General features: G+C 73.4%; 18 protein-coding genes and 1 CRISPR repeat array (1 of these 19 only partly in view). Of the genes, 5 read left to right on the forward strand and 13 right to left on the reverse strand.

Annotated features, from left to right (window positions below):
- Positions 1-83: 83 nt before the first annotated feature.
- Positions 84-1619, reverse strand: a complete 1536-nt coding sequence (locus tag AC069R_RS06915) for a leucyl aminopeptidase (RefSeq protein ID WP_478765189.1) — start codon at positions 1617-1619, stop codon at positions 84-86.
- 267 nt (positions 1620-1886) lie between these two features.
- The gene (locus AC069R_RS06920) at positions 1887-2681 is read right to left on the reverse strand and encodes an adenosylcobinamide-GDP ribazoletransferase (protein ID WP_478765190.1); all 795 of its coding nucleotides are present in this window, start codon (positions 2679-2681) and stop codon (positions 1887-1889) included.
- Between the two features lie 91 nt (positions 2682-2772).
- Here AC069R_RS06920 and AC069R_RS06925 point away from each other — a divergent pair, with 91 nt between their 5' ends.
- Positions 2773-3540 carry a hypothetical protein gene (locus AC069R_RS06925; protein ID WP_478765192.1) on the forward strand — a complete coding sequence of 256 codons (768 nt, stop codon included), beginning with the start codon at positions 2773-2775 and terminating at the stop codon, positions 3538-3540.
- On the opposite strand, the gene AC069R_RS06930 is transcribed toward AC069R_RS06925, so the two are convergent.
- The 3 genes from AC069R_RS06930 to cobT all read right to left on the reverse strand — a co-directional run bounded on the left by AC069R_RS06930 (position 3477) and on the right by cobT (position 7226).
- Positions 3477-4214 carry a hypothetical protein gene (locus AC069R_RS06930; protein ID WP_478765193.1) on the reverse strand — a complete coding sequence of 246 codons (738 nt, stop codon included), beginning with the start codon at positions 4212-4214 and terminating at the stop codon, positions 3477-3479. The genes AC069R_RS06925 and AC069R_RS06930 overlap by 64 nt on opposite strands.
- A gap of 24 nt (positions 4215-4238) precedes the next feature.
- Positions 4239-6035, reverse strand: a complete 1797-nt coding sequence (locus AC069R_RS06935; protein WP_478765195.1) for a phosphatidylglycerol lysyltransferase domain-containing protein — start codon at positions 6033-6035, stop codon at positions 4239-4241.
- Positions 6036-6110: 75 nt separating this feature from the next.
- Positions 6111-7226 carry a nicotinate-nucleotide--dimethylbenzimidazole phosphoribosyltransferase gene (gene cobT / locus AC069R_RS06940; protein WP_478765197.1) on the reverse strand — a complete coding sequence of 372 codons (1116 nt, stop codon included), beginning with the start codon at positions 7224-7226 and terminating at the stop codon, positions 6111-6113.
- Between the two features lie 136 nt (positions 7227-7362).
- Here cobT and AC069R_RS06945 point away from each other — a divergent pair, with 136 nt between their 5' ends.
- Positions 7363-7875: a methyltransferase domain-containing protein gene (locus AC069R_RS06945; RefSeq protein WP_478765199.1), complete on the forward strand. Its 513-nt coding sequence runs from the start codon at positions 7363-7365 to the stop codon at positions 7873-7875.
- A 63-nt stretch (positions 7876-7938) separates the two neighbouring features.
- On the opposite strand, the gene AC069R_RS06950 is transcribed toward AC069R_RS06945, so the two are convergent.
- Positions 7939-9141: a bifunctional adenosylcobinamide kinase/adenosylcobinamide-phosphate guanylyltransferase gene (locus AC069R_RS06950; protein ID WP_478765201.1), complete on the reverse strand. Its 1203-nt coding sequence runs from the start codon at positions 9139-9141 to the stop codon at positions 7939-7941.
- Positions 9142-9221: 80 nt separating this feature from the next.
- On the opposite strand from AC069R_RS06950, the gene AC069R_RS06955 reads away from it, so the two are divergent.
- Positions 9222-9434, forward strand: coding sequence for a hypothetical protein (locus AC069R_RS06955; RefSeq protein WP_285554065.1), 213 nt, complete (start codon positions 9222-9224; stop codon positions 9432-9434).
- A 97-nt stretch (positions 9435-9531) separates the two neighbouring features.
- Here the strand turns inward: AC069R_RS06955 and AC069R_RS06960 are convergent, their stop codons facing one another.
- The 3 genes from AC069R_RS06960 to AC069R_RS06970 form a co-directional block, all read right to left on the reverse strand.
- Positions 9532-10590: a S1C family serine protease gene (locus AC069R_RS06960; RefSeq protein WP_478765294.1), complete on the reverse strand. Its 1059-nt coding sequence runs from the start codon at positions 10588-10590 to the stop codon at positions 9532-9534.
- A gap of 163 nt (positions 10591-10753) precedes the next feature.
- The gene (locus AC069R_RS06965; RefSeq protein WP_478765295.1) at positions 10754-11455 is read right to left on the reverse strand and encodes a class I SAM-dependent methyltransferase; all 702 of its coding nucleotides are present in this window, start codon (positions 11453-11455) and stop codon (positions 10754-10756) included.
- A gap of 83 nt (positions 11456-11538) precedes the next feature.
- Positions 11539-12162 carry a DUF3043 domain-containing protein gene (locus tag AC069R_RS06970; protein WP_478765203.1) on the reverse strand — a complete coding sequence of 208 codons (624 nt, stop codon included), beginning with the start codon at positions 12160-12162 and terminating at the stop codon, positions 11539-11541.
- A 245-nt stretch (positions 12163-12407) separates the two neighbouring features.
- Between AC069R_RS06970 and AC069R_RS06975 the strand changes: the two genes are divergently transcribed.
- On the forward strand, positions 12408-13199 hold the full coding sequence (locus tag AC069R_RS06975) for a PspA/IM30 family protein (protein WP_471059307.1): 792 nt from the start codon (positions 12408-12410) through the stop codon (positions 13197-13199).
- A gap of 46 nt (positions 13200-13245) precedes the next feature.
- Positions 13246-13524 carry a PspA-associated protein PspAA gene (gene pspAA, locus AC069R_RS06980; RefSeq protein ID WP_478765204.1) on the forward strand — a complete coding sequence of 93 codons (279 nt, stop codon included), beginning with the start codon at positions 13246-13248 and terminating at the stop codon, positions 13522-13524.
- A gap of 23 nt (positions 13525-13547) precedes the next feature.
- Here the strand turns inward: pspAA and AC069R_RS06985 are convergent, their stop codons facing one another.
- The 4 genes from AC069R_RS06985 to AC069R_RS07000 form a co-directional block, all read right to left on the reverse strand.
- Entirely contained in the window at positions 13548-14393 is an 846-nt protein-coding gene (locus AC069R_RS06985) for an LLM class flavin-dependent oxidoreductase (protein WP_478765206.1), read from the reverse strand.
- 258 nt (positions 14394-14651) lie between these two features.
- Entirely contained in the window at positions 14652-17753 is a 3102-nt protein-coding gene (locus tag AC069R_RS06990; RefSeq protein WP_478765207.1) for an efflux RND transporter permease subunit, read from the reverse strand.
- A 247-nt stretch (positions 17754-18000) separates the two neighbouring features.
- Entirely contained in the window at positions 18001-18681 is a 681-nt protein-coding gene (locus AC069R_RS06995; protein ID WP_478765209.1) for a response regulator, read from the reverse strand.
- Complete coding sequence (locus AC069R_RS07000) at positions 18678-19934, reverse strand: sensor histidine kinase (RefSeq protein ID WP_478765211.1); 1257 nt, start codon at positions 19932-19934, stop codon at positions 18678-18680. The genes AC069R_RS06995 and AC069R_RS07000 overlap by 4 nt, the downstream gene beginning before the upstream one ends.
- A 127-nt stretch (positions 19935-20061) precedes the next feature.
- A CRISPR array of direct repeats spans positions 20062-20486; the repeat unit is 29 nt; unit sequence GGGACCACCCCCGCACGCGCGGGGATCAC (it continues 31 nt past the right edge of the window).

Genomic DNA, 20486 nt, shown 5'->3' on the forward strand with positions numbered 1-20486 from the left:
AGGGGCGCGGGGAACTGCGTGAGCAGCACCCGCGCCCCTGAGGACGCGCCACGGACCGCCCGGCCCGAGCCGGTGGACGGGCGTCAGCCCAGCTCGCCCTCGGCGGTCAGCTCCACGAGGCGGACCAGCGTCCGCACCGCCGTGCCGGTGCCGCCCTTGGGCGTGTACCCGAAGGGGCCGCCCTCGTTGAAGGCGGGGCCCGCGATGTCGAGGTGCGCCCAGGGGATGCCCTCGCCCACGAACTCGCGCAGGAAGAGGCCGGCCAGCAGCCCGCCGCCCCACCGCTCGCCGACGTTGGTCATGTCGGCGACCTGGGACTCCAGGCCCTTGGCCAGGTGCTCCGGCATCGGCATCGGCCACGCCGGCTCGCCGGTCTCCTCCGCCGCCTCGTACACCGCGGTGCGGAACGCGTCGTCGTTGGCGATGACACCCAGCGTCCGGCTGCCCAGCGCCACCATCATCGCGCCGGTCAGCGTCGCGACGTCCACGATCGCGTCCGGCTCCTCCTGCGAGGCCGCCCACAGCGCGTCGGCCAGCACCAGCCGGCCCTCGGCGTCGGTATTGAGCACCTCCACCGTCTTGCCGCTGTACATGCGCAGCACGTCACCCGGACGCACCGCCGAGCCGGACGGCATGTTCTCGGCCAGCGCCAGCCAGCCGGTGACGTTCGCCTCCAGGCCGAGCCGGGCCGCGGCGACGACGGCCGCGAACACGGCGGCGGCACCGGCCATGTCGCACTTCATCGTCTCGTTGTGACCGGCCGGCTTCAGCGAGATGCCGCCCGAGTCGTAGGTGATGCCCTTGCCGACGAAGGCGAGGCTCCGCTCGGCCTTGGGGTGCGTGTACGCGATCTTGACCAGGCGGGGGGCCGCGGCCGAACCGCCGCCGACGCCGAGGATGCCGCCGTAGCCGCCCTTGACCAGCGCCTTCTCGTCGAGCACCTGCACCTTGAGGCCGTGCTCCTTGGCCGCGGCCTGCACGATGCCCGCGAAGACCTCGGGGGTGAGGTCGTTCGGCGGGGTGTTGACCAGGTCGCGGGCGCGGTTCAGCTCCTCGCCGACCGCGACGGCGCGGGCGAGGGCACCCTTGTGGGCGGCGTCGCGCGGCTTGCCGCCGAGCAGCACGGCCTCGCCCAGCGGGGCCTTGCCGTTCTTCGCGCGGGCGCCCTTGGCCTTGGCGTTGTCCTCCTTGTAGACGTCGAAGGAGTACGCGCCGAGGAGCGCGCCCTCGCCGATCGCCTCCAGCGCGCCGGGGCCGTCCACGGGCAGCGCGAACGCAGCCTTCCTGGCGCCGGCGAGCGTCCGCGCCGCCGTACCCGCGGCCTTGCGCAGCGCCTCGGCGTCGAAGCCGTCCTCGGTGCCGGGCTCCGCGCCCAGGCCCACCGCTACCACGAGCGGGGCCTTGAAGCCCGCCGGAGCGGGCAGCTTCGTCAGCTCGCCCTCGGCACCCGAGGCGCCGAGGGTCTCCAGGACGCCGGCCAGCCTGCCGTCGTACGCCTTGTCCACGGCCTCGGCGCCCGGCGCGACGACGGGGCCCTTGGCGCCCTTGGCGACACCGATCACGATCGCGTCGGCCCGCAGGCCGGGCGCCGCGGCGGTGCTGAGAGTCAGAGCAGTCACGGTGGTGAATTCTCGCTTCCGGTGTGAAGTTGCGGTGGGGTGGGTCGACCGGGCCCGACAGCCGACCCTGGGTCCAGGTCCGGGGGCAGGTGGCAACCGGGGTCCCCGCCTGGTGGGCGAACACCCGGGACGAGGGTACGCTCGCGCCCGCCCGCGCTCATGCCCGCGGTGTTCACCCGTACGTGGCGCGGCGGCCACCGCCCCCCGGCGGGACGCCCCTTTCGTGGTCAAGCACCCCTTCGGGCACGGGAGTTGACGCCCGGTTCGTCAGCGGCCGAAGGCCAGCACCACCAGGGACGCCGTCGCGGCCGTCTCCGCGAGCGCGCCGAACACGTCCCCGGTCACCCCGCCGAAGCGGCGCAGGCAGCGGCGCAGCAGGAGTTCGGCGGCGGTGAGCGCGAACAGCACGGCGACCGCGGCGCGCAGCGCGCCGGGCGGGCCCCACTCCGAGCCCCAGAAGGCAGCGCCCGCCGCGCACAGCGCGGTGACGGCGAGCGCGGCCGGCACCGGCACCACCCCGGCGACGGCCGCGCCGAGCCCCTCGGGCCGCGCGGCCGGCACCCCGGTACGGGCGGCCAGGGTGAGCGCGAGCCGGGCGGTCACCGCGGAGATCACCGCCGCCGCGGCGCCGCGCGACCACGAGTCGCCGTACGACTGCGCCAGCACCGCCACCTGGGCCAGCAGCGCGAGCACCAGGGTGAGCACCCCGAACGGGCCGATGTCCGAGCGCTTCATGATGCGCAGCGCCTCCTCGGCCGGCTTGCCGCTGCCCAGCCCGTCGGCGGTGTCGGCGAGCCCGTCCAGGTGCAGCCCGCGGGTGAGGACGGCGGGTACGGCGACCGAGCCGACGGCGGCGAGCGGCGGGCCCGCGCCCAGCAGGAGCAGGAGCAGCCCGAGGGCGGCCGCGAGGGCGCCGGCGACCAGGCCCACGAGGACGGCGGCGAGCATGCCCCCGCGCGCGGCCCCGCGGTCCCAGCGGCGCACCCGTACGGGCAGCACGGTGAGCGTGCCGAAGGCGAACCGGAGGCCGTCGAGGGCGGTGGGCGGCGAGGACGTGCGCATCGGCGCAGGGTACCGGGCGACCGGGGGCCCGCCGCGGGCTGCCCGCGACCGGGGCCCGCCGCGGGCCGGGCGCCGGGGATAAAGTGCGCACATGGGGCACTGGTGGGTGCGGAACATCATCGAACCGGGCAAGCTTCCGCTGCTGCTCGCCCTCGCCGCCTTCCTGCTGACGTTCGTCGTCACGCGGGTGATCACCCGTCTGATCCGGGCCGGCAAGGGCCCGTTCCGCAATGTCAGCGCGGGCGGGCTGCACATCCACCACGTGGTCCCCGGAGTGGTGCTCACCGTCGTCGGCGGCTTCGGCGCGGTCGCCAGCGACCGGCACGGCACCGGCGGGGCGGTGGCCGCCGTGGTGTTCGGGATCGGCGCGGGCCTGGTCCTGGACGAGTTCGCGCTGATCCTGCACCTGAACGACGTCTACTGGACCGAGGAGGGCCGCAAGAGCGTCGAGGCCGTCGTGCTCACCGCCGCCCTGGTGGGGCTGCTGCTCTCCGGATTCGCGCCGTTCGGCGTCAACGACCTGAGCCAGGGGGAACTCGCCGACCGCGGCACCGTCATCGCCAACATCGCCGCCAACTTCCTGCTCTCCCTGGTCGCCCTGAGCAAGGGCAAGATCCGCACCGCGGTGTTCGGCGCGATCGTGCCGCTGGTCGCGCTGGTCGGCGCGCTCCGGCTGGCCCGCCCCGACTCCTTCTGGGCCCGCCGCTTCTACGGCCGCCGCCCCCGCGCCCGCGCGCGGGCCACCCTGCGCGCCTACCGCCACGACCGCCGCTGGACCCCCCGCAGCCGCGCCCTTCAGGACTGGATCGGCGGCAGGCCCGACCCCGGCCCGGCCCGGTTGCCCGACGGCCGCCGCTGAAGCAGACGCTGGGGGTGGTGCCGTACCGCCACCGCCAGGCACAGCGAGCCCACCGCCATCAGCGCGGCCAGATGCTCCTTGCCCGCCAGGTTCTCCTTGACCAGCACCTCCGCGACCATCGCGACGGTCACCGCGCCCGCCGTGGCGTACGCCCCGTGCCGCCAGGCCACGAACACCGCGAGACCCACCACGGCGGCCGACGGACCGGTGTCCACCACCTGCGCGTCCGTCCAGGGCAGCCCGAAGGGGGCGTGCGCGCCGAGGGTGATGCCCAGGCGCGCGTACAGGGTCCCGGCGAGCGTGGCGAGATACGCGATGCCGAGCGCCCGCCGCCAGCCCAGGCACAGCTCGGCGATCCCGAACACCAGCAGGATCTGCGCCAGCGCCCCCCACACCGGCAGGTCGAGGGCGGGCACGAACAGCGACAGGGGAGTGCGCAGCAGGCTCAGCCACAGCGGGTCCTCGGCCCGGACCGCGCCGAGGCCCTGCACCAGCCGGAAGCCCCACGGCCGGTTCTGCGCGAACTGGAGCAGCGCGGTCAGGAGCACCGCCACCGCGGTCATCGGCAGCGCGGTCACCGGCATCGCCCACGGGCGCGGTCCGCGCAGGGCTGCGCGCACGGTGCCGTACAGCGGCCCCCACTCGGCACGGGCCCAGCGGGCGAGCGATCCCATACGACATTCCCTACCTCGGTACGGTCAGCGGCGCGCGCCGAGCCGTCCTCGGTGCAGCCACCCGGGCAGTCCCGGCACTTCCAGGAAGCCCTCCGCGCGGGCCGAGGCGAGGCCGATGCGCGGCAGGTCTGCGCTTTTCTCGAAGCACAGGAACCGCGGCTCCCAGATGGGCCGGTACTTGGCGTTGGCGCGGTACAGCGACTCGATCTGCCACCAGCGGGAGAAGAAGCTGAGCAGCGAGCGCCACAGCCGCAGCACCGGTCCGGCGCCGAGCCGCGCCCCGCGTTCGAAGACCGAGCGGAACATCGCGAAGTTCAGCGACACCTGTGTGATCCCGATCTCCCCGGCGCGCCGCAGCAGTTCGATGACCATGAACTCCATCAGCCCGTTCTCGGCGTCGCGGTCGCGCCGCATCAGGTCCAGCGAGAGCCCGCCGGGGCCCCACGGCACGAAGGACAGCAGCGCGCGCGGCCGGCCGTCGGCGTCCGTGCACTCCAGCATCACGCACCGGCCGTCCTGCGGGTCCCCGAGCCGCCCCAGCGCCATGCTGAACCCGCGCTCGGTCGCCCCGTCCCGCCAGTCGTGCGCGCGCTGCACCAGCAGCGCCATCTCGGCCGCCGGGATGTCCTCGTGGCGCCGCACCCGCACCTGGTACCCGGCCCGCCGCACCCGGTTGTACGCCTGCCGTACGGTGCGCATCGCCCGCCCCTCCAGGGTGAAGTCGGCGACCTCCACGATCGCCTCGTCCCCGAGCTCCAGCGCGTCCAGGCCGTGCCGGCGGTAGACGGTGCCCGCCTCCTCGCTCGCCCCCATCACCGCCGGGATCCAGCCGTGCGCCCGCGCCTCCTCCAGCCACGGCACGATCGCGCCGGGCCAGGCCTCCGGGTCGCCGAGCGGATCCCCGGAGGCGAGGCTCACCCCGCCGATCACGCGGTAGGCGACGGCCGCCTTGCCGGTCGGCGACCAGATGACGCTCTTCTCCCGGCGCAGCGCGAAGTAGCCGAGCGAGTCCCGCTCGCCGTGCCGGTCCAGCAGCTCCCGCAGCCGCTTCTCGTCGTCCGCGGTGAGCGGGTCGACGGCGCGCCGGGAGCGGAACGCGGCGTAGAACACGGCGAGGACCAGGGCCGTGCTGAGCACGTTGACGGTGACGTCGGCCCAGGTGGGCGGGGCGATGCCGGGGAAGTGGCGCTCGTCGGCGGAGACCGAGATCAGGCGCAGGGTGCCGTAGTGCCAGCGCTCCCAGAACGTCGAACGGGCCGCGTCCGGCGCCTGGTTGGTGACCGTCACCAGCAGCCCGGCCAGCAGGCTGGCGGCCAGCCCGCCGCCGGCTGCGACGGTGGCCGCGAGCCGGGGGTTGGCGCGGTCGCCCTTCGCGTAGAACTCCCGCCGCCCCACCAGCAGCGCTCCGACGAACGCGGCCGTCAGCACCAGCGACACCCAGTTCTGCGCGTACCGGTGGATCTCCGGGAACGCCATGGCGAACGCGAACAGCGCGAGGAAGACGCCGCTGAGCACGAGGTTGAGGATCCAGGCCGCGCGCTTGCGGCGCCGCATCGTGATCGCCAGGAACGCGGTGAACACACCGGAGGCGAAGCCGGCGGTCAGCAGGTACGGGGTGAAGAAGTCGTCCTGGTTGTGCCGGCGCACGTCCTGGTACAGCGAGACCCACACCGCGCTGAGGAAGTTGACGAACGCGATGACCCGCAGATACCAGACGGCGAAGGCGGCGGCCCTGGAGGACACCCCGCCCGACCGCCGCCCGACCTCACCTCCCCGCCCCGCCTCGACCCGCGACGGAACGGCAATCCGGGCATCTCCCATGGTGATGGATCATATGGGGGTTGCCCGAACGAACAGCACTTATCAGCCCTTTGGGCCGGCTGTTTCCCGTCGGGGTCACCCCTCCGCGGTCTCCGGTCCTTCCCCGGTCTCCGGTGCCGTCTCGGCCTCCGGTTCCTTCTCGGGCTCCGGGCGTTCCGGCATCTGTGCGGCCAGTGCCGCCGCGGCCTGGACCAGGGGGAGGGCCAGCAGTCCGCCCAGGCCCTCGCCGGCCTTCACGCCCTGCCGGAGCAGCGGCTCCAGGGCCATCCGGTCCAGCGCCTTCGTCTGCCCCGGCTCCCCGCTGTCGTGCGCCGCCAGCCACCAGTCCGGCGCCCGGAACGCGACCCGCTGCGCCACCAGCGCGCACGCCGCGCCCACCACGCCGTCCAGGATCACCGGCAGCTTGCGCACCGCGCACTGGAGCAGGAACCCGGTCATCGCCGCGAGGTCCGCGCCGCCGACCGTCGCCAGCAGCTCCGCCTGGTCGCCGAGCACCGGCCGCGCCCGCCGCAGCGCGTCCCGGATCGCCGCGCACTTGCGCATCCAGGCGAGGTCGTCGATCGCGACGCCGCCCCGCCCGGTCACCACCGACGCGTCGGTCCCGCACAGCGCCGCGATCAGCACCGCGGCCACGGTGGTGCCGCCCACGCTGAGGTCGCCGAGCACCACCAGGTCCGTACCCGAGTCGGCCTCCTCGTCGGCCACCGCGATACCGGCCCGCAGCGCGGCGTCCGCCTCCTCCTCGGTGAGCGCGTCCTCGATGTCGATACGACCGCTGCCGCGCCGCACCCGGTACCGCCCGACCTCCTCGGGGAAGTCGGCCGGATCGCAGTCCACGGCCATGTCCACGACCCGGACCGGCACCTGGAGCCGGCGCGCCAGCACCGCGGCGGGGCTCACGCCCTCCAGCACGTCCCGCACCAGCTCCCGCGTGGAGCCCGCGGGCCGCGCGGAGACGTCCCGCGCGGCGATGCCGTGATCGCCGGCGAAGAGGATCAGCCGCGGCCGTTCGACGGTCCGCACCGGTACCGCGCCCTGCGCGGCGGCCAGCCACTCGCCCAGTTCGTCGAGCCGCCCGAGCGCCCCGGGCGGCACGATCTGGCGCTCCCGCCGGGCCTCGGCGTCACGGCGCACGCCCCCGTCCGGGCGCTCGATCAGTTCGGTGAAGTCGTCCAGATCAATCCTGCTCATTCGCCGAACAGTACCGCCAGCGGGCGAACGGTTCCGCGCCACATCGCCACCACGACCCGGCGATGTCATTGCGTCCAAGATCGGCATCCCATACGTTCCGTTTTGCAGCGAAATGTCGCACAGGGAGCCGCCGTCCATGCCGCCCTCGCCCCGCACGCTGGAGCCTGACCTCCAACGAGGCTTCTACGAACACCAGTTGGCCCGGATCCGGCACCACCTCACGGCCCGCGCGCTGGCACGGCTCCCCGAACCGGAGAGCTGGCTGGACGTGGGCACGGGGGAGGGCCGCTTCCCCGAGGCGGCGAAGCGGTTCTTCCCCTACACGAGCTTCGACGGCGTCGACCCCACGGACCGGGTGGAGCGGGCGCTGGCGGAGGGCCGGGTGGAGGAGGCGTACCGGGGCGGCCTGCCGGACGTGGCGCCCCGCCTGCACTCCCGCTACGACGTGGTGAGCCTCCTCGGCCCGCCGACCGACCCGGCCGACCTCCGCTGCGCGTACCTGGTCCTGCGGCCCGGCGGCCACATCGTCCTGGGCGCGGGCTGGTCACCGACCGCCGCGGAGATCCCGCCTCGCACGCTGCTGACCGGCATCCACCGGATCCCGTTCCTCTCCCACCACAGAATCGTGGCCCGCAAGGACGTCGTCTAGCCGCGGCCACGTCGTGGCCGGCCGCGCAGTTCCCCGCGCCCCTTCGGGGCGCGGCGGCGCCCCTCACCCCCGCAACACCACCGCCTGCCCCGCCACCACCAGCAGTACCTCCTCGCATTCCCCCGCGAACGCCGCGTTCAGCCGCCCCAGTTCGTCCCGGTAGCGCCGCCCCGACGCCGTCGCCGGCACGATCCCCGAGCCCACCTCGTTCGACACGGCCACCACCGTTCGCCGCGTACACCGCACCGCCTGTGCCAACTCCCGCACCCGCTCCCGCAGCGCCTTCTCACCCCCGCCCGCCCACTCCGCGTCGTCCCACGCCCCCACCGCGTCCATCGCGTCCGTCAGCCACAGCGACAGACAGTCGATCAGCACCGGCGGCCCGTCCGCCGCGAGCACCGGCACCAGATCCGTCGTCTCGGACGTACGCCACGACCCCGGCCGCCGCTCCCGGTGCGTCGCCACCCGCGCCGCCCACTCCGTGTCCCCGCCCCGCGTCCCGCCCGTCGCCACGTACAGCACCTCGGGGAAGGACTCCAGCCGCCGCTCCGCCTCGACCGATTTCCCGGAGCGCGCCCCGCCGAGCACCAGCGTGCGCCGCGGCACGTCCGGTACGTCCTCGTACGCGCCGACCACCAGCGTCGTACCGTCGGGCACCGCCCGCGCCCCCGCCGCCGCGAGCCGCCGCCGCAGCTCACGGCCGGGCGGCACATCGTGGTCGAGATGGACCGCGAGCACATCCGTCGTCGGCCCGAGCGAACCCACCGCCCGCAGCCGGGCCAGCGCGTCGGGCCGGCCCACGACGTCCGCGAGGACCATGTGGTACGACTCCGCCGTCGCCGCCTCCAGGCCCGCCGGCGCCCCGCCCGGCGGCAGATACAGCAGCCGCTGCCCGTCCGGACCGGTCACCGCGTACCCTGTGCCGCCCGCGTCCATCGCCACCGCCCGCACCCGATGCCCCGTCAGCAGCGTCAGCTCCCGCCCGTCCGGCACCCGCACCGGATGCGGCAGCCCGGCCGGCACCTCCACCGGCGGCCCGTCGTGCGGGTGGGACAGCAGCACCTGGCGCACCCCGCCGAGCGAGTGCCCGGCCCGCGCCGCCGCGAAGGCCGCGCCCGGCGTGAGGTCGAGCAGCAGCACGCCGTCCACCAGCAGCGCGGTGGCCGCCCGCGCGTCGGGACCCAGCGCCGTCGCGCAGGCGGCACAGGGGCAGTCGGGGCGGGGCAGGCCGGCGGGGGCGCCGGTACCGAGCAGAGTCACTTCCACGGAACGATTTTCGCCTGTCCGATCGGGTATTGCGCTTCCGTCTACTCTTCCAGCAGGTGTCGGATCACTAGGAGGCCCACATGACGGCATGGACGTGGCGGTTCGAGAAGGCCGACGGCACGGAGGTCCAGCCGGCCGTCCAGCCCGAGGAGTTCAGCACCCAGGGGGACGCCGAGTCCTGGGTGGGGGAGCACTGGCGGGCGCTGCTGGAGGGCGGCGCGGACCAGGTACGGCTGTTCGAGGAGACCACCGAGATCTACGGCCCGATGAGCCTGCACGCCGACGCCTCCTGACCCCCGGTGAGGAGGGGCGCGCTCCGGGGCCCGGAGGCACCTGGACGGCCGTACCCCCGAAGGCGTACTCCGGAAGGCCGTACCCCTCCTCACCCCCTCACTGCTCGCCCAGCGTCACCTGCGCCGTCCGCCGCGCCCCGTCGCGCAGATACGTCACCGTCGTCCGCTGGCCCGGCTTGTCCGCGGCCAGGGCCTCCTGGAGCGAGGTGATGGTGGTGATGGGCTGGTCGCCGACCCTGGTGATGATGTCGCCGGTGCGCAGCCCGGCCCGCGCCGCGGGGCCCCCGCTGTGGACGCTCGCGAGGGCGACCCCGGCCGGCTGGAGGCGGTCGTCCACCACGGTCCGCCCGGTGATGCCGAGCGCGGCCCGGCCCGAGTCCACGACCCGGCCCTCGCGCACGATCTGACCGGCGATGGTCCGCGCCATGGACGCGGGGATGGCGAAGCCGATCCCGGCCGCCGCGCTGCCCAGGTTGGGGTCGGCCGCGGCCAGCGTCGGGATGCCGACGACCTGCCCGTCCAGGTTGACCAGGGCGCCGCCGCTGTTGCCCGGATTGATGGCCGCCGAGGTCTGCACCATGTTGGCGATGGTGGCGCCCGTGCCGCCGCCGCTGCTGCCCTCGCTGACGGTCCGTCCGGTCGCCGAGACGATCCCCTGGGTGACGCTGGACGACAGCCCGAGCGGCGAACCCATCGCCAGCACGATCTGGCCGACCTCCACCTTCTCGGAGTCCCCGAACACCGCGGGCTTCAGCCCGTCCGGCACCCGGTCCAGCTTGATCACGGCGAGGTCCTGCTGGGGGTAGGAGTAGACCAGGCTCGCGGTGAGCGGCTCCTCGTTGCCCGCCGTGGTCACCCGGAAGGTCTTCTCGTCGCCGACCACGTGCGCGTTGGTGACGATGTGCCCCCGGTCGTCGTACACGATCCCGGAGCCCAGATCACGGCTCGCCTCGATCTGCACCACCGAGGGCAGCACCTGCCTGATCACCCGCTGGTACGCGCTCTGGAGATCGCCCGCCGCCATCGGCACGGTCACCGGGCTCGCCGTCGCCGCGTCCGGCCGCCCCGCGCTCGGGACGCCGGGGCCCTCGCAGCCCGCGGTGAGCACCGCGCAGCACAGCAGGACGACGGCCGTCAGGAGGCGGCACGGGAACATCGGGAGGCGGCGCGGGACGGGGGTGCGGGGAGCGGAAGCGGCCATGTACCGAGTCTGGCCGCGCGCCGATCGGCGGGCCCGCCGTGTTGCCCCGATCGGGCTCCGGGCCGTACGCCCACGGGATGGTCGCCCCGATCGGGCTCGGCGCCGCCCGCCCCCGGATTCAGCCCCGTACCCCGCACAGATGCAGCAGCGCCGCGACGCCCCGGTAGGGGTCCGTGCGGCCCGCCCGCTCCTCGGCCGCGAGCAGCGTCTCCAGGTCGTACGGCAGCGGCGCGTCGTCGGCCGCCAGGTCCGTGAAGACCCGCACGCCGTACCAGGCGTGCAGCGGGGCGGCGATGCCGGCGAGGGTGGCGGTCAGCTCGGACAGCCGGTCGGCCCGCACGTTCAGGCCGAGGCGGTTGGTGTAGGCGGTGGTGTCGAAGGCGGTCAGCGCGCCCGCCGCGTCACCGGCGAGACCGGGCCGCATGGCGAGCGCGTCGCCGTTGCGCACCAGCAGCGAGAGCAGCCCGCCCGGCGCCAGCACCCGCGCGAGCCCCGCCACCAGCGGATCGGGCTCGGCGACGTACATCAGCACGCCGTGGCAGAGCACCAGGTCGAAGCTGCCGGGCAGGAAGTGCACCCCGGTGTCCCGTGCGTCGCCCTGCACCAGCCGCACCCGCTCCCGGATGCCCACCGGCTCCCGGTCCAGCGCCTCGCGCGCCGCCGCGACCATCACCGGGTCCTGCTCGACCCCGGTCACCTGATGGCCGAGGCGGGCCAGGCGCAGGGCCTGGGTGCCCTGCCCGATCCCCACGTCGAGCACCCGCAGCCGCTGCCCGACCGGGAACCGCCCGGCTATCTGCTCGTCGAGCTGCCGCGCCACCAGTTCCTGGCGTACGACATTCCGGAGCCCGCCCACCTTGTCCAGCCAGGAGTGCGCCGCACCCCCGGCGAAAGCGTCTGCGCTCAGGGCCGCTCTCCGCGCTTGACCTGCGGCTTCGGCAGCCGGAGCCGGCGCATCTGGAGCGAGCGCATCAGCGCGTAGGCCACCGCGCCGCGCGTGTTGCCGTCCGGGAAGCGCTCCTTGAGCCGCTTCTTCAGCCGCAGACCGCTGACCGCGGCGTCCACCACGATCAGGACGATCACCAGGGCCCACAGCAGCAGCGCGATGTTCTGGATCGAGGGCACCCGCACCACGCTGAGCACGAGGATCACGATCGCCAGCGGCAGGAAGAACTCCGCCACGTTGAACCGCGAGTCCACCCAGTCACGGGCGAACCTGCGGACCGGGCCCTTGTCGCGGGCCGGCAGATAGCGCTCGTCACCGCTGGCCAGCGCCTCGCGCTGCCTCTGGAGCGCGAGGCGGCGCTCCTCGCGCTGGCGCTTGGTGGCGTCCTTGCGCGTCGTCGGGGTATTGGCGACGCTGCGGCGCTGGGACTGGGCCTCACTGCGCTTGGGCGTGGGCCTGCCCTTGGGGGCCTGCGGGTCACGGGGCTGCTTGGAGAAGTTCACCGGCTTGTCGGCCTGGGACTTCTCTTCCTTGGCACGGCTACGGAACACAAAGACCAAGGGTAAGGGCATCCGGGGCATGGACCGCCGCCCGGCCGGGAACGATCCGGCAACGCCGCGCGTCTGTACGACGCAGAGGGGGCGTTCTCACGGGTCGAGGTGAGGGGCGGCCTCCTCCCTGCGCCGGAGCGGTACTCTCCGCAGTCGTTCTCGGGGATGAGCGCATCACGCCCCGGACAGTGCGGTAATGGAGGCAGGGCCCGTACTGTGGGTCTTGTCGCAGGATCGGTGAGCTGGAGTCCGTCAGAAGGGGGCGCGCGAAGCCCATGAGCGGTGTCATGAAGCGTATGGGGATGATCTTCCGCGCGAAAGCGAACAAGGCCCTTGACCGGGCCGAGGACCCGCGCGAGACCCTCGATTACTCGTACCAGAAGCAGCTGGAGCTGCTCCAGAAGGTGCGCCGCGGGGTCGCCGACGTGGCGACCAGCCGCAAGCGCCTGGAGCTCCAGCTCAACCAGCTCCAGCAGCAGTCCGGGAAGCTGGAGGACCAGGGCCGCAAGGCGCTCGCGCTGGGCCGCGAGGACCTGGCCCGCGAGGCGCTGTCCCGGCGCGCCGCGCTCCAGCAGCAGGTGACCGACCTGGAGACCCAGCACGCCACCCTCCAGGGCGAGGAGGAAAAACTCACCCTGGCGGCCCAGCGCCTCCAGGCCAAGGTGGACGCCTTCCGTACGAAGAAGGAGACCATCAAGGCCACCTACACCGCCGCCCAGGCCCAGACCCGCATCGGCGAGGCCTTCTCCGGCATCTCCGAGGAGATGGGCGACGTCGGCCTCGCGATCCAGCGGGCCGAGGACAAGACGCAGCAGCTCCAGGCGCGCGCCGGCGCGATCGACGAGCTGCTCGCCTCCGGTGCCCTGGACGACCCGAGCGGCATGGCCAAGGACGACATCGCGGCCGAGCTGGACCGGCTCTCCGGTGGTAGTGATGTAGAGCTGGAGCTTCAGCGCATGAAGGCCGAGCTGGCCGGGGGCAGCCAGCAGCAGGCCATCGAGGGCGGCACCGGACAGGGGCAGCCCCAGCAGCAGCCGCAGGACACCCCGCGCTTCGACAAGCAGTAGCAGGCGGTGGCGGGGTGCCGCCGGGAGACGAGCCGAGGAGGCCGACGTGATCGTACGGATCATGGGGGAGGGCCAGGTCAGGCTGGACGACTCCCACTTCGCCGAGCTGAACAGGCTGGACGACGAACTGCTGGCCGAGACGGAGAGCGGTGACGAGGAGGGCTTCCGGCGCACCCTGGGCGCCCTCCTCGCCGCGGTCCGCCGCCTCGGCACCCCGCTCGCAAACGACGAACTCCAGCCCTCCGACCTGATCCTCCCCTCCCCGGACGCCTCCCTCCCCGAGGTCCGCGCCCTACTCGGCGAAGACGGCCTGATCCCGGACTGAACGGGGCCCCGACGGGGCCCCCGTCACAGGACGTCGGCGAGGCGGTCCACCTGGTCGGGGTCGAGGCCGTGGCAGTAGAGCATGACCTCGTCGGCACCGAGGTCCGCGAAGCCGGCGATCGCCTCGCGGATCCCGGCCGGCGTGGTGAGCATCCCGGCCACCATCCGGTCGGCCATGCCGGTGAACGCGTAGTACGCGTGCATGGCGGCTCGGGCGTCGTCGACCACCTCCGCGGGGCCGAGCGCGACGTTGACCTGCGCGACGATGCGCGGTTCGCCGGCGCGGCCGTACTCCTTCCAGAACCCGCGGGCGGTGTCGAACAGGCCGCCCGCCCGGGAGGGCGCCGCGGCGGCGAGGAAGCCGTCACCCCAACGCCCGACGCGTTCGATCGCGGCGGGCTTGAAGCCGCCGAAAAGCACCTCGGGACCGCCAGGCCGGGCCGGCGCGGGACCGATCGGACCGACGCCGTCTCCGTACGGCTCGCCGGACCACAGGCGGCGCATGACCGCCATCTGCTCGTCGAGGCGCCGGCCTCGGGTGCGCTTGTCGACGCCCGCGGCCTGGTGATCGTCGTCCCGGCCGCCGACCCCCAGACCGAGGACCAGGCGGCCTCCGGTCATCCGGTCCAGGGTGGCGGCCTGCTTGGCGAGGAGGGCGGTGTCGCGCAGGGGAGCGAGCAGCACCTCGGTCTGGAGGCGGACGCGGGAGGTGGCACCCGCGAGGACGGCGAGCGCGACCAGGGGTTCGGGGTTGTCGTAGACAAGCCGGTCGAGCAGGCCGACCGTGCTGAACGGCCCGTCGTCGGCGCGCTGCGCCCAGGTGAGCAAGGTGGCGGGGTCGGCGATGGGCAGGCCGATACCGACGTTCATGGCGGAGACCTCCGAAGGGAAGGGTCGACAAAGACGGCTGCCGCCCCTCCGGCACCTCGGCGAGGTGGGACGTGCCCGCTCTGCGGCGTGCTTCCGGGGAACGTCTCGTGAAGTGAGCTCACCTTAGGGCGACGCGGTTCGCCGGGACAAGCGGATTGCGGCCGGCCGGAACGCGAGGCGACCGGCCCCGCGAGCCGGAGAAAGTCCGGAGGGGCACCTCCCCGACTCGGAGATGCCCCTCTCGGGATGCGGACCCTGTCAGACGCGGGCCAGGTCCGGTTCGGCCGGGGTCGGGGGCTGGTGCTTGGCCGACTTCTTCTTCGCGCGGCGTTCCTTGCGGAGCTCCAGCATCGCGTAGAGGGTCGGCACCAGCAGGAGCGTCAGCAGCGTGGACGTGATCAGGCCACCGATCACCACGACCGCCAACGGCTGGGCGATGAAGCCGCCCTCGCCCGTGACGCCCAGAGCCATCGGCAGCAGCGCGAAGATCGTGGCCAGGGCCGTCATCAGGATGGGACGCAGCCGGTGCCGGCCACCCTCGATCACGGCCTCGACCACGCCGTACCCCTGAGCCCGGTACTGGTTGATCAGGTCGATCAGCACGATCGCATTCGTCACCACGATGCCGATCAGCATCAGCATGCCGATCATGGCCGGGACACCCATCGGCGTCCCCGTGACGACCAGCAGCCCGAGCGCGCCCGTCGCCGCGAACGGGATGGACACCAGCAGGATCAGCGGCTGGGCCAGCGAGCGGAACGTCGCGACCAGCAGCATGAAGACGATCGCGATCGCGGCCAGCATCGCGAGGCCGAGGTTCTTGAAGGCGTCGTTCTGGTCGGACGTCACCCCGCCGATCTGCGCCTCGGCACCCGCCGGCAGCTTCAGGGCCTTGATCTTCGACTGGAGCCGGGTGCTGACCGCACCCGTGTTGTCCCCGGTCGGCTTCGCCGTGATCGTCGCGGCCCGCCGGCCGTCGATCCGGGTCAGCGAGACCGGCCCGTCCACCAGCTTCACCGTGGCGATGTCCCCGAGCCTGACCGGCCCGAGCCGCAGGTTCTTCAGCTGCGCCACCGTCGTCGCGGGCTTGGCCGACTTGATGACGACATCGCGCTCGGTGTCGTCGAGCGTCGCCTTCGCCGCCGTCGTACCGCGCACCGCCTGCGCCACCGCCGCGCCGAGCTTCTGGTTGTCGAAACCGGCCGCGGCCGCCCTGGCGTTGGCCGTCACCGAGATCCGCGGCACGCTGGTGGACAGGTCGCTGGTGACGTCGGTGACGCCGTCCAGACCGGCCACCGTGGAGCGGACCCGCTCGGCCGCCGTACGCAGGGCCGCCGGGTCCGCGGCCTTCACCACGACGCTGAGGTTCTGGCTGCCGAAGCCGTCACCGGCCGACACCGTGGTCGTCCCGATGCCCTTGAGGTCCTTCAGGCCGCTCTCCAGGTGCCGCTGCACACTGTCGTACGACTTCGAGTCCTTCAGCATCACCTGGTACGACGCCTGGTTGGTGTCCGTGCCGCCGCCGAAGGCCGCCATGAAGCCGGAGGAACCGACGGTGACCTGGTAATCCTTGACGCCCTCGGTGGAGGCGAGGAGCTTCTCCACCCGCTTCGCCTGCGCGTCGGTCGCCGCCAGGCTGGTGCCGGGCTTCAGCTCCTGCTTGATCGTGATGACCTCCTGCTCGCCCTGGTCGAAGAAGTTCGTCTTGAGCAGTCCGGACATGCCGAACGTGACGACCAGGACGACGATCGCGATCAGCACACTGGTGAGCCGGCGGCGCGTCGCGAACCGCAGCACGGGCACATAGGCGCGCTGGAGACGGCTGTTGCTCTCCTTCTCCTCTGCCTTGCGGCGCGCCTGAGCCGCGTCCTCGGGGGTGCCCTTGGGGGCGCGCAGGAACCAGTAGGACAGGACCGGTACGACGGTCAGCGAGACCAGCAGCGAGGCCAGCAGGGCCGCTGTGACCGTGATGCTGAACGAGCCGAACAGCGCGCCCACCATGCCGCCGACCAGGCCGATCGGCAGGAACACCGCGACCGTGGTCAGGGTGGAGGAGGTGACCGCGCCGGCCACCTCGCGCACCGCCTCGATGATCGCCGACCGGCGCTCCTCGCCGTAGCCCAGATGCCGCTTGATGTTCTCCAGGACCACGATCGAGTCGTCCACGACCCGGCCGATGGCGATGGTCAGCGCGCCGAGCGTGAGCATGTTCAGGGACAGGCCGCCGACCCACAGCACGATCAGCGCGAGGACGACGGACAGCGGGATGGAGACCGCGGTCACCAGCGTCGAGCGCAGCGACGCCAGGAAGAGGAGGATGACCAGCACCGCGAAAAGCAGGCCGAGCGCGCCCTCGGTGGTCAGGCCCTTGATGGACTTGGAGACGGCCGGACCCTGATCGCTGACGACGGTCAGCTTCGCGCCGGTGCCGAGCTGCGCGCGCAGTCCGGGCAGCTTGTCCTTGACCGCCTTGGAGATGGTCACGGCGCTGCCGTCGTGGTCCATGGTCACGTTGACGGCGAGGCTGGGCCTGCCGTCGGTGCGGGTGAGGGAGTCGGCCGGGGCCGGCTGCTCCTTCACGGTGGCCACCTCACCGACGCGTACGGCCTTGTGCCCGGCCGCGCCGGTGACGGGGAGGTCCCTGATCTGCGCCAGCGTGGTGAAGCCGCCGCCGACCTGGACGGTGCGGTTGGCGCCGTTCTCGTCGAAGGAGCCGGCCGGGACGCTCGCGCCGCCCGCCTGGAGCGCCTGGGCGAGGGCGGCGGGGGTGAGGCCGGCCTGCGCCAGCTCGGCGTTGTCGGGGGTGACGGTGACCTGGAGGTCGCGGACGCCGGTGACCTGGACGCGGCCGACGCCGTCGATGTCCTTCAGCGCCGGTACGACCGTCTTGTCGAGCTGGTCGGCGAGCGCCTGCTGGTCCTTGTCGGAGGTGGCGGCGAGCACCACGGTCGGCATGTCGTCGGTGGAACCGGAGATCACCTGCGGATCGACCCCGGCCGGCAGCTGGTTGCGGGCCCGGTTCACGGCCTGCTGCACATCGGCGACGATCTGCTTGGTGTCGTTGCCGTAGTCGAAGGACGCCATGATCACGGCGTTGCCCTCGCCCGCGGTGGAGGTGACCGAGGTGACGCCGTCGACGCCCTGGAGGCCGTCCTCGATCGGCTCGACCACCTGCTTCTCGACCGCGTCGGGCGCGGCACCCTGGTACGGCGCGATCACCGACACCATGGGCAGGTCGATGGTGGGCAGCAGCTGCTGTTTGATCTGGGGTATCGCGATCGCGCCGAAGACCAGGGCGACGATCGAGACCAGGCCGATGAGGGCCCGCTGGGCGAGGCTGAATCTGGACAGCCAGGACATGGGTGTGGGTCTCTCTTCTGTGAGCGGCAGAAGCGCTTCCGTTCACGGAGGACACAAAGGAAGCGGCAGGACAGCGAGGGCGGGACGCCCGTGGGCGTCCACCCCACCACCACCCTCGGCCATCGGGGAGGCCCGGTCCGTAGGCCGCAGGTCCCGTTTCCTTACCCGGCTCCTACTCCGCGCGCAGTACAGGCGGGTGGAGACGTACGGGGGCGCGGGTGGAGACGTGCGGGTGTGCGGGTGGAGATCAGTCCACCCGCGGCCGGACCAGCCCGGACTCGTACGCGATGACCACGAGCTGGGCCCGGTCGCGGGCGCCGAGCTTCGCCATGGCCCGGTTGACGTGCGTCTTCACCGTCAGCGGGCTGACCGCGAGGCGTTCGGCGATCTCGTCGTTGGAGTGCCCGCCGGCGACCTGGACGAGGACCTCGCGCTCGCGGACGGTGAGCGTGCCGAGCCGCTCGGAGCCGACGGGCGCGCGGCCGTCGTCGCCGTCGCCCTGGGCGAGGAAGCGGGCGATCAGGCCCTTGGTTGCGGCCGGGGAGAGCAGGGCGTCGCCGGCCGCGGCGATCCGGATGGCGCTGAGCAGTTCCTCGGGTTCGCTGCCCTTGCCGAGGAAGCCGGAGGCGCCGGCGCGCAGCGACTGGACGACGTAGTCGTCCACCTCGAAGGTGGTCAGGATGACCACGCGGACGTGCGTCAGCTCGGCGTCCTCGCTGATCAGCCGGGTGGCGGCGAGCCCGTCGGTGCCGGGCATGCGGATGTCCATGAGGACGACGTCGGGGCGCCGCTCCCTGGCCAGCAGGACCGCCTGCGCGCCGTCGGACGCCTCGCCCACCACCTCCATGTCCGGCTCGGAGTCGACCAGCACCCGGAACGCGCTGCGCAGCAGGGCCTGGTCGTCGGCGAGCAGGACACGGATCGTCATACGGGCTCCCCCGGTGCCGTCGTACGGCCGTCGATGCGGGTGTCGGTGGTGCTGACCGGCAGGATCGCATGGACGCGGAAGCCGCCGCCGTAGCGGGGGCCGGTGGTGAGGGTGCCGCCGAGGGCGCTGACGCGCTCGCGCATGCCGAGGAGTCCGTGCCCACCGCCGGACTCGGGGGCGCGCTCGCGGTTCTCGGCGTGGCTGCCGGTGCCGTCGTCCACGACCGTGATCTCGATGTCTCCTCCCACGCGTACGACGCTCACCTCGGCCCGCGCGTCCGCGCCCGCGTGTTTGCGGACGTTGGTCAGCGCCTCCTGGACGATCCGGTAGGCCGCGAGGTCCACGGCCGCCGGGAGCCGGGTCCCCTGGTCGGCACGGGCGACCTGCACGGGCAGCCCGGCGCTGCGGAAGGTGCCGGCCAACTCGTCGAGGAGGCTGAGGCCGGGGGCGGGTTCGGTGGGCGCCTCCGGGTCGCCGGACTGACGCAGCAGGCCGACGGTGGCGCGCAACTCGTTGAGCGCGCTGCGGCTGGCCTCGCGGACGTGGGCGAGGGCCTCCTTGGCCTGGTCGGGGCGCTTGTCCATGACGTGCGCGGCGACGCCGGCCTGCACATTGACCAGGGCGATGTGGTGGGCGACGACGTCGTGCAGGTCGCGGGCGATGCGCAGGCGCTCCTCGGCGACCCGGCGACGGGCCTCCTCCTCCCGTGTGCGCTCGGCGCGTTCGGCGCGTTCCCGGATGGCCCGTACGACGGCTCTGCGACTGCGGACCGCGTCCCCCGCGGTGGCACCGATGCCGGTCCAGGCGAGGACGCCCAGGTTCTCCTGCGCGTACCAGGGCAGCGGGCCGGCGAGCATCGCGGCGCCGGTCAGCACGGTCATGGTGAGCAGGCCGACGCGGAAGGTGGTGGTGCGGTCGGTGGTGGCGGCGACGGTGTAGAGGGCGACGACGGCGGACATCGTGACGGGCGCACGCGGATCCCCGGTGACGCACTCCACGACGGAGAGGGTGCCGGTGAGGGCGAGCACGGTACGGGGGGCACGGCGCCGGAAGACGAGCGCGACGGCGGCGAGCAGCATGAGCAGCAGACTGAGTGCAGCGGGCGCCCGGACCCCCCAGCTGACGCCGTCACCATCCTGCGGAGCGGCGAAGGACCCGGCGACCATACAGACGAGAACGGCCGCGGCGAGCGCCGCGTCGAGCGCGAGCGGGTGCGCCTTGAGCTCGCAACGAGCGCGTTCGAGAGTGCCCACGAGAGGAACAGTACGACCCCCGGCCCCACCACCGAAGAATCCATCACCTGGCCCCCGCAGCCACGCGGACCACTCCCGCCCGGCGCGACCACCACCGGAGCGGAACCGGATCGTCACCGCCTGCGTCGGGACCACCCCCGCACGCGCGGGGATCACCACACCTGCCTGGCCTCCTGTACGAGCTGGGAGGGACCACCCCCGCACGCGCGGGGATCACCGGAGTTTCGTCCGAACGGTTCGGGCGCTGGCGGGACCACCCCCGCACGCGCGGGGATCACGGAGGGACAGGCCGACGGAGAGGGCGCGCAGGAGGACCACCCCCGCACGCGCGGGGATCACCTCCACCCGCGCCGACCTCCTTACCTGGATCAGGGACCACCCCCGCACGCGCGGGGATCACAGCCTCACCGTGGCACTGGCCACGGGGACCCTGGGACCACCCCCGCACGCGCGGGGATCACACCCCATCCCCAGCAGAGTCCGCACTCAGCTGGGGACCACCCCCGCACGCGCGGGGATCACCTGGTCAGTTGGAAAATCCACGCCACGATC

This window comes from Streptomyces sp. NPDC043952 (assembly GCF_056435325.1).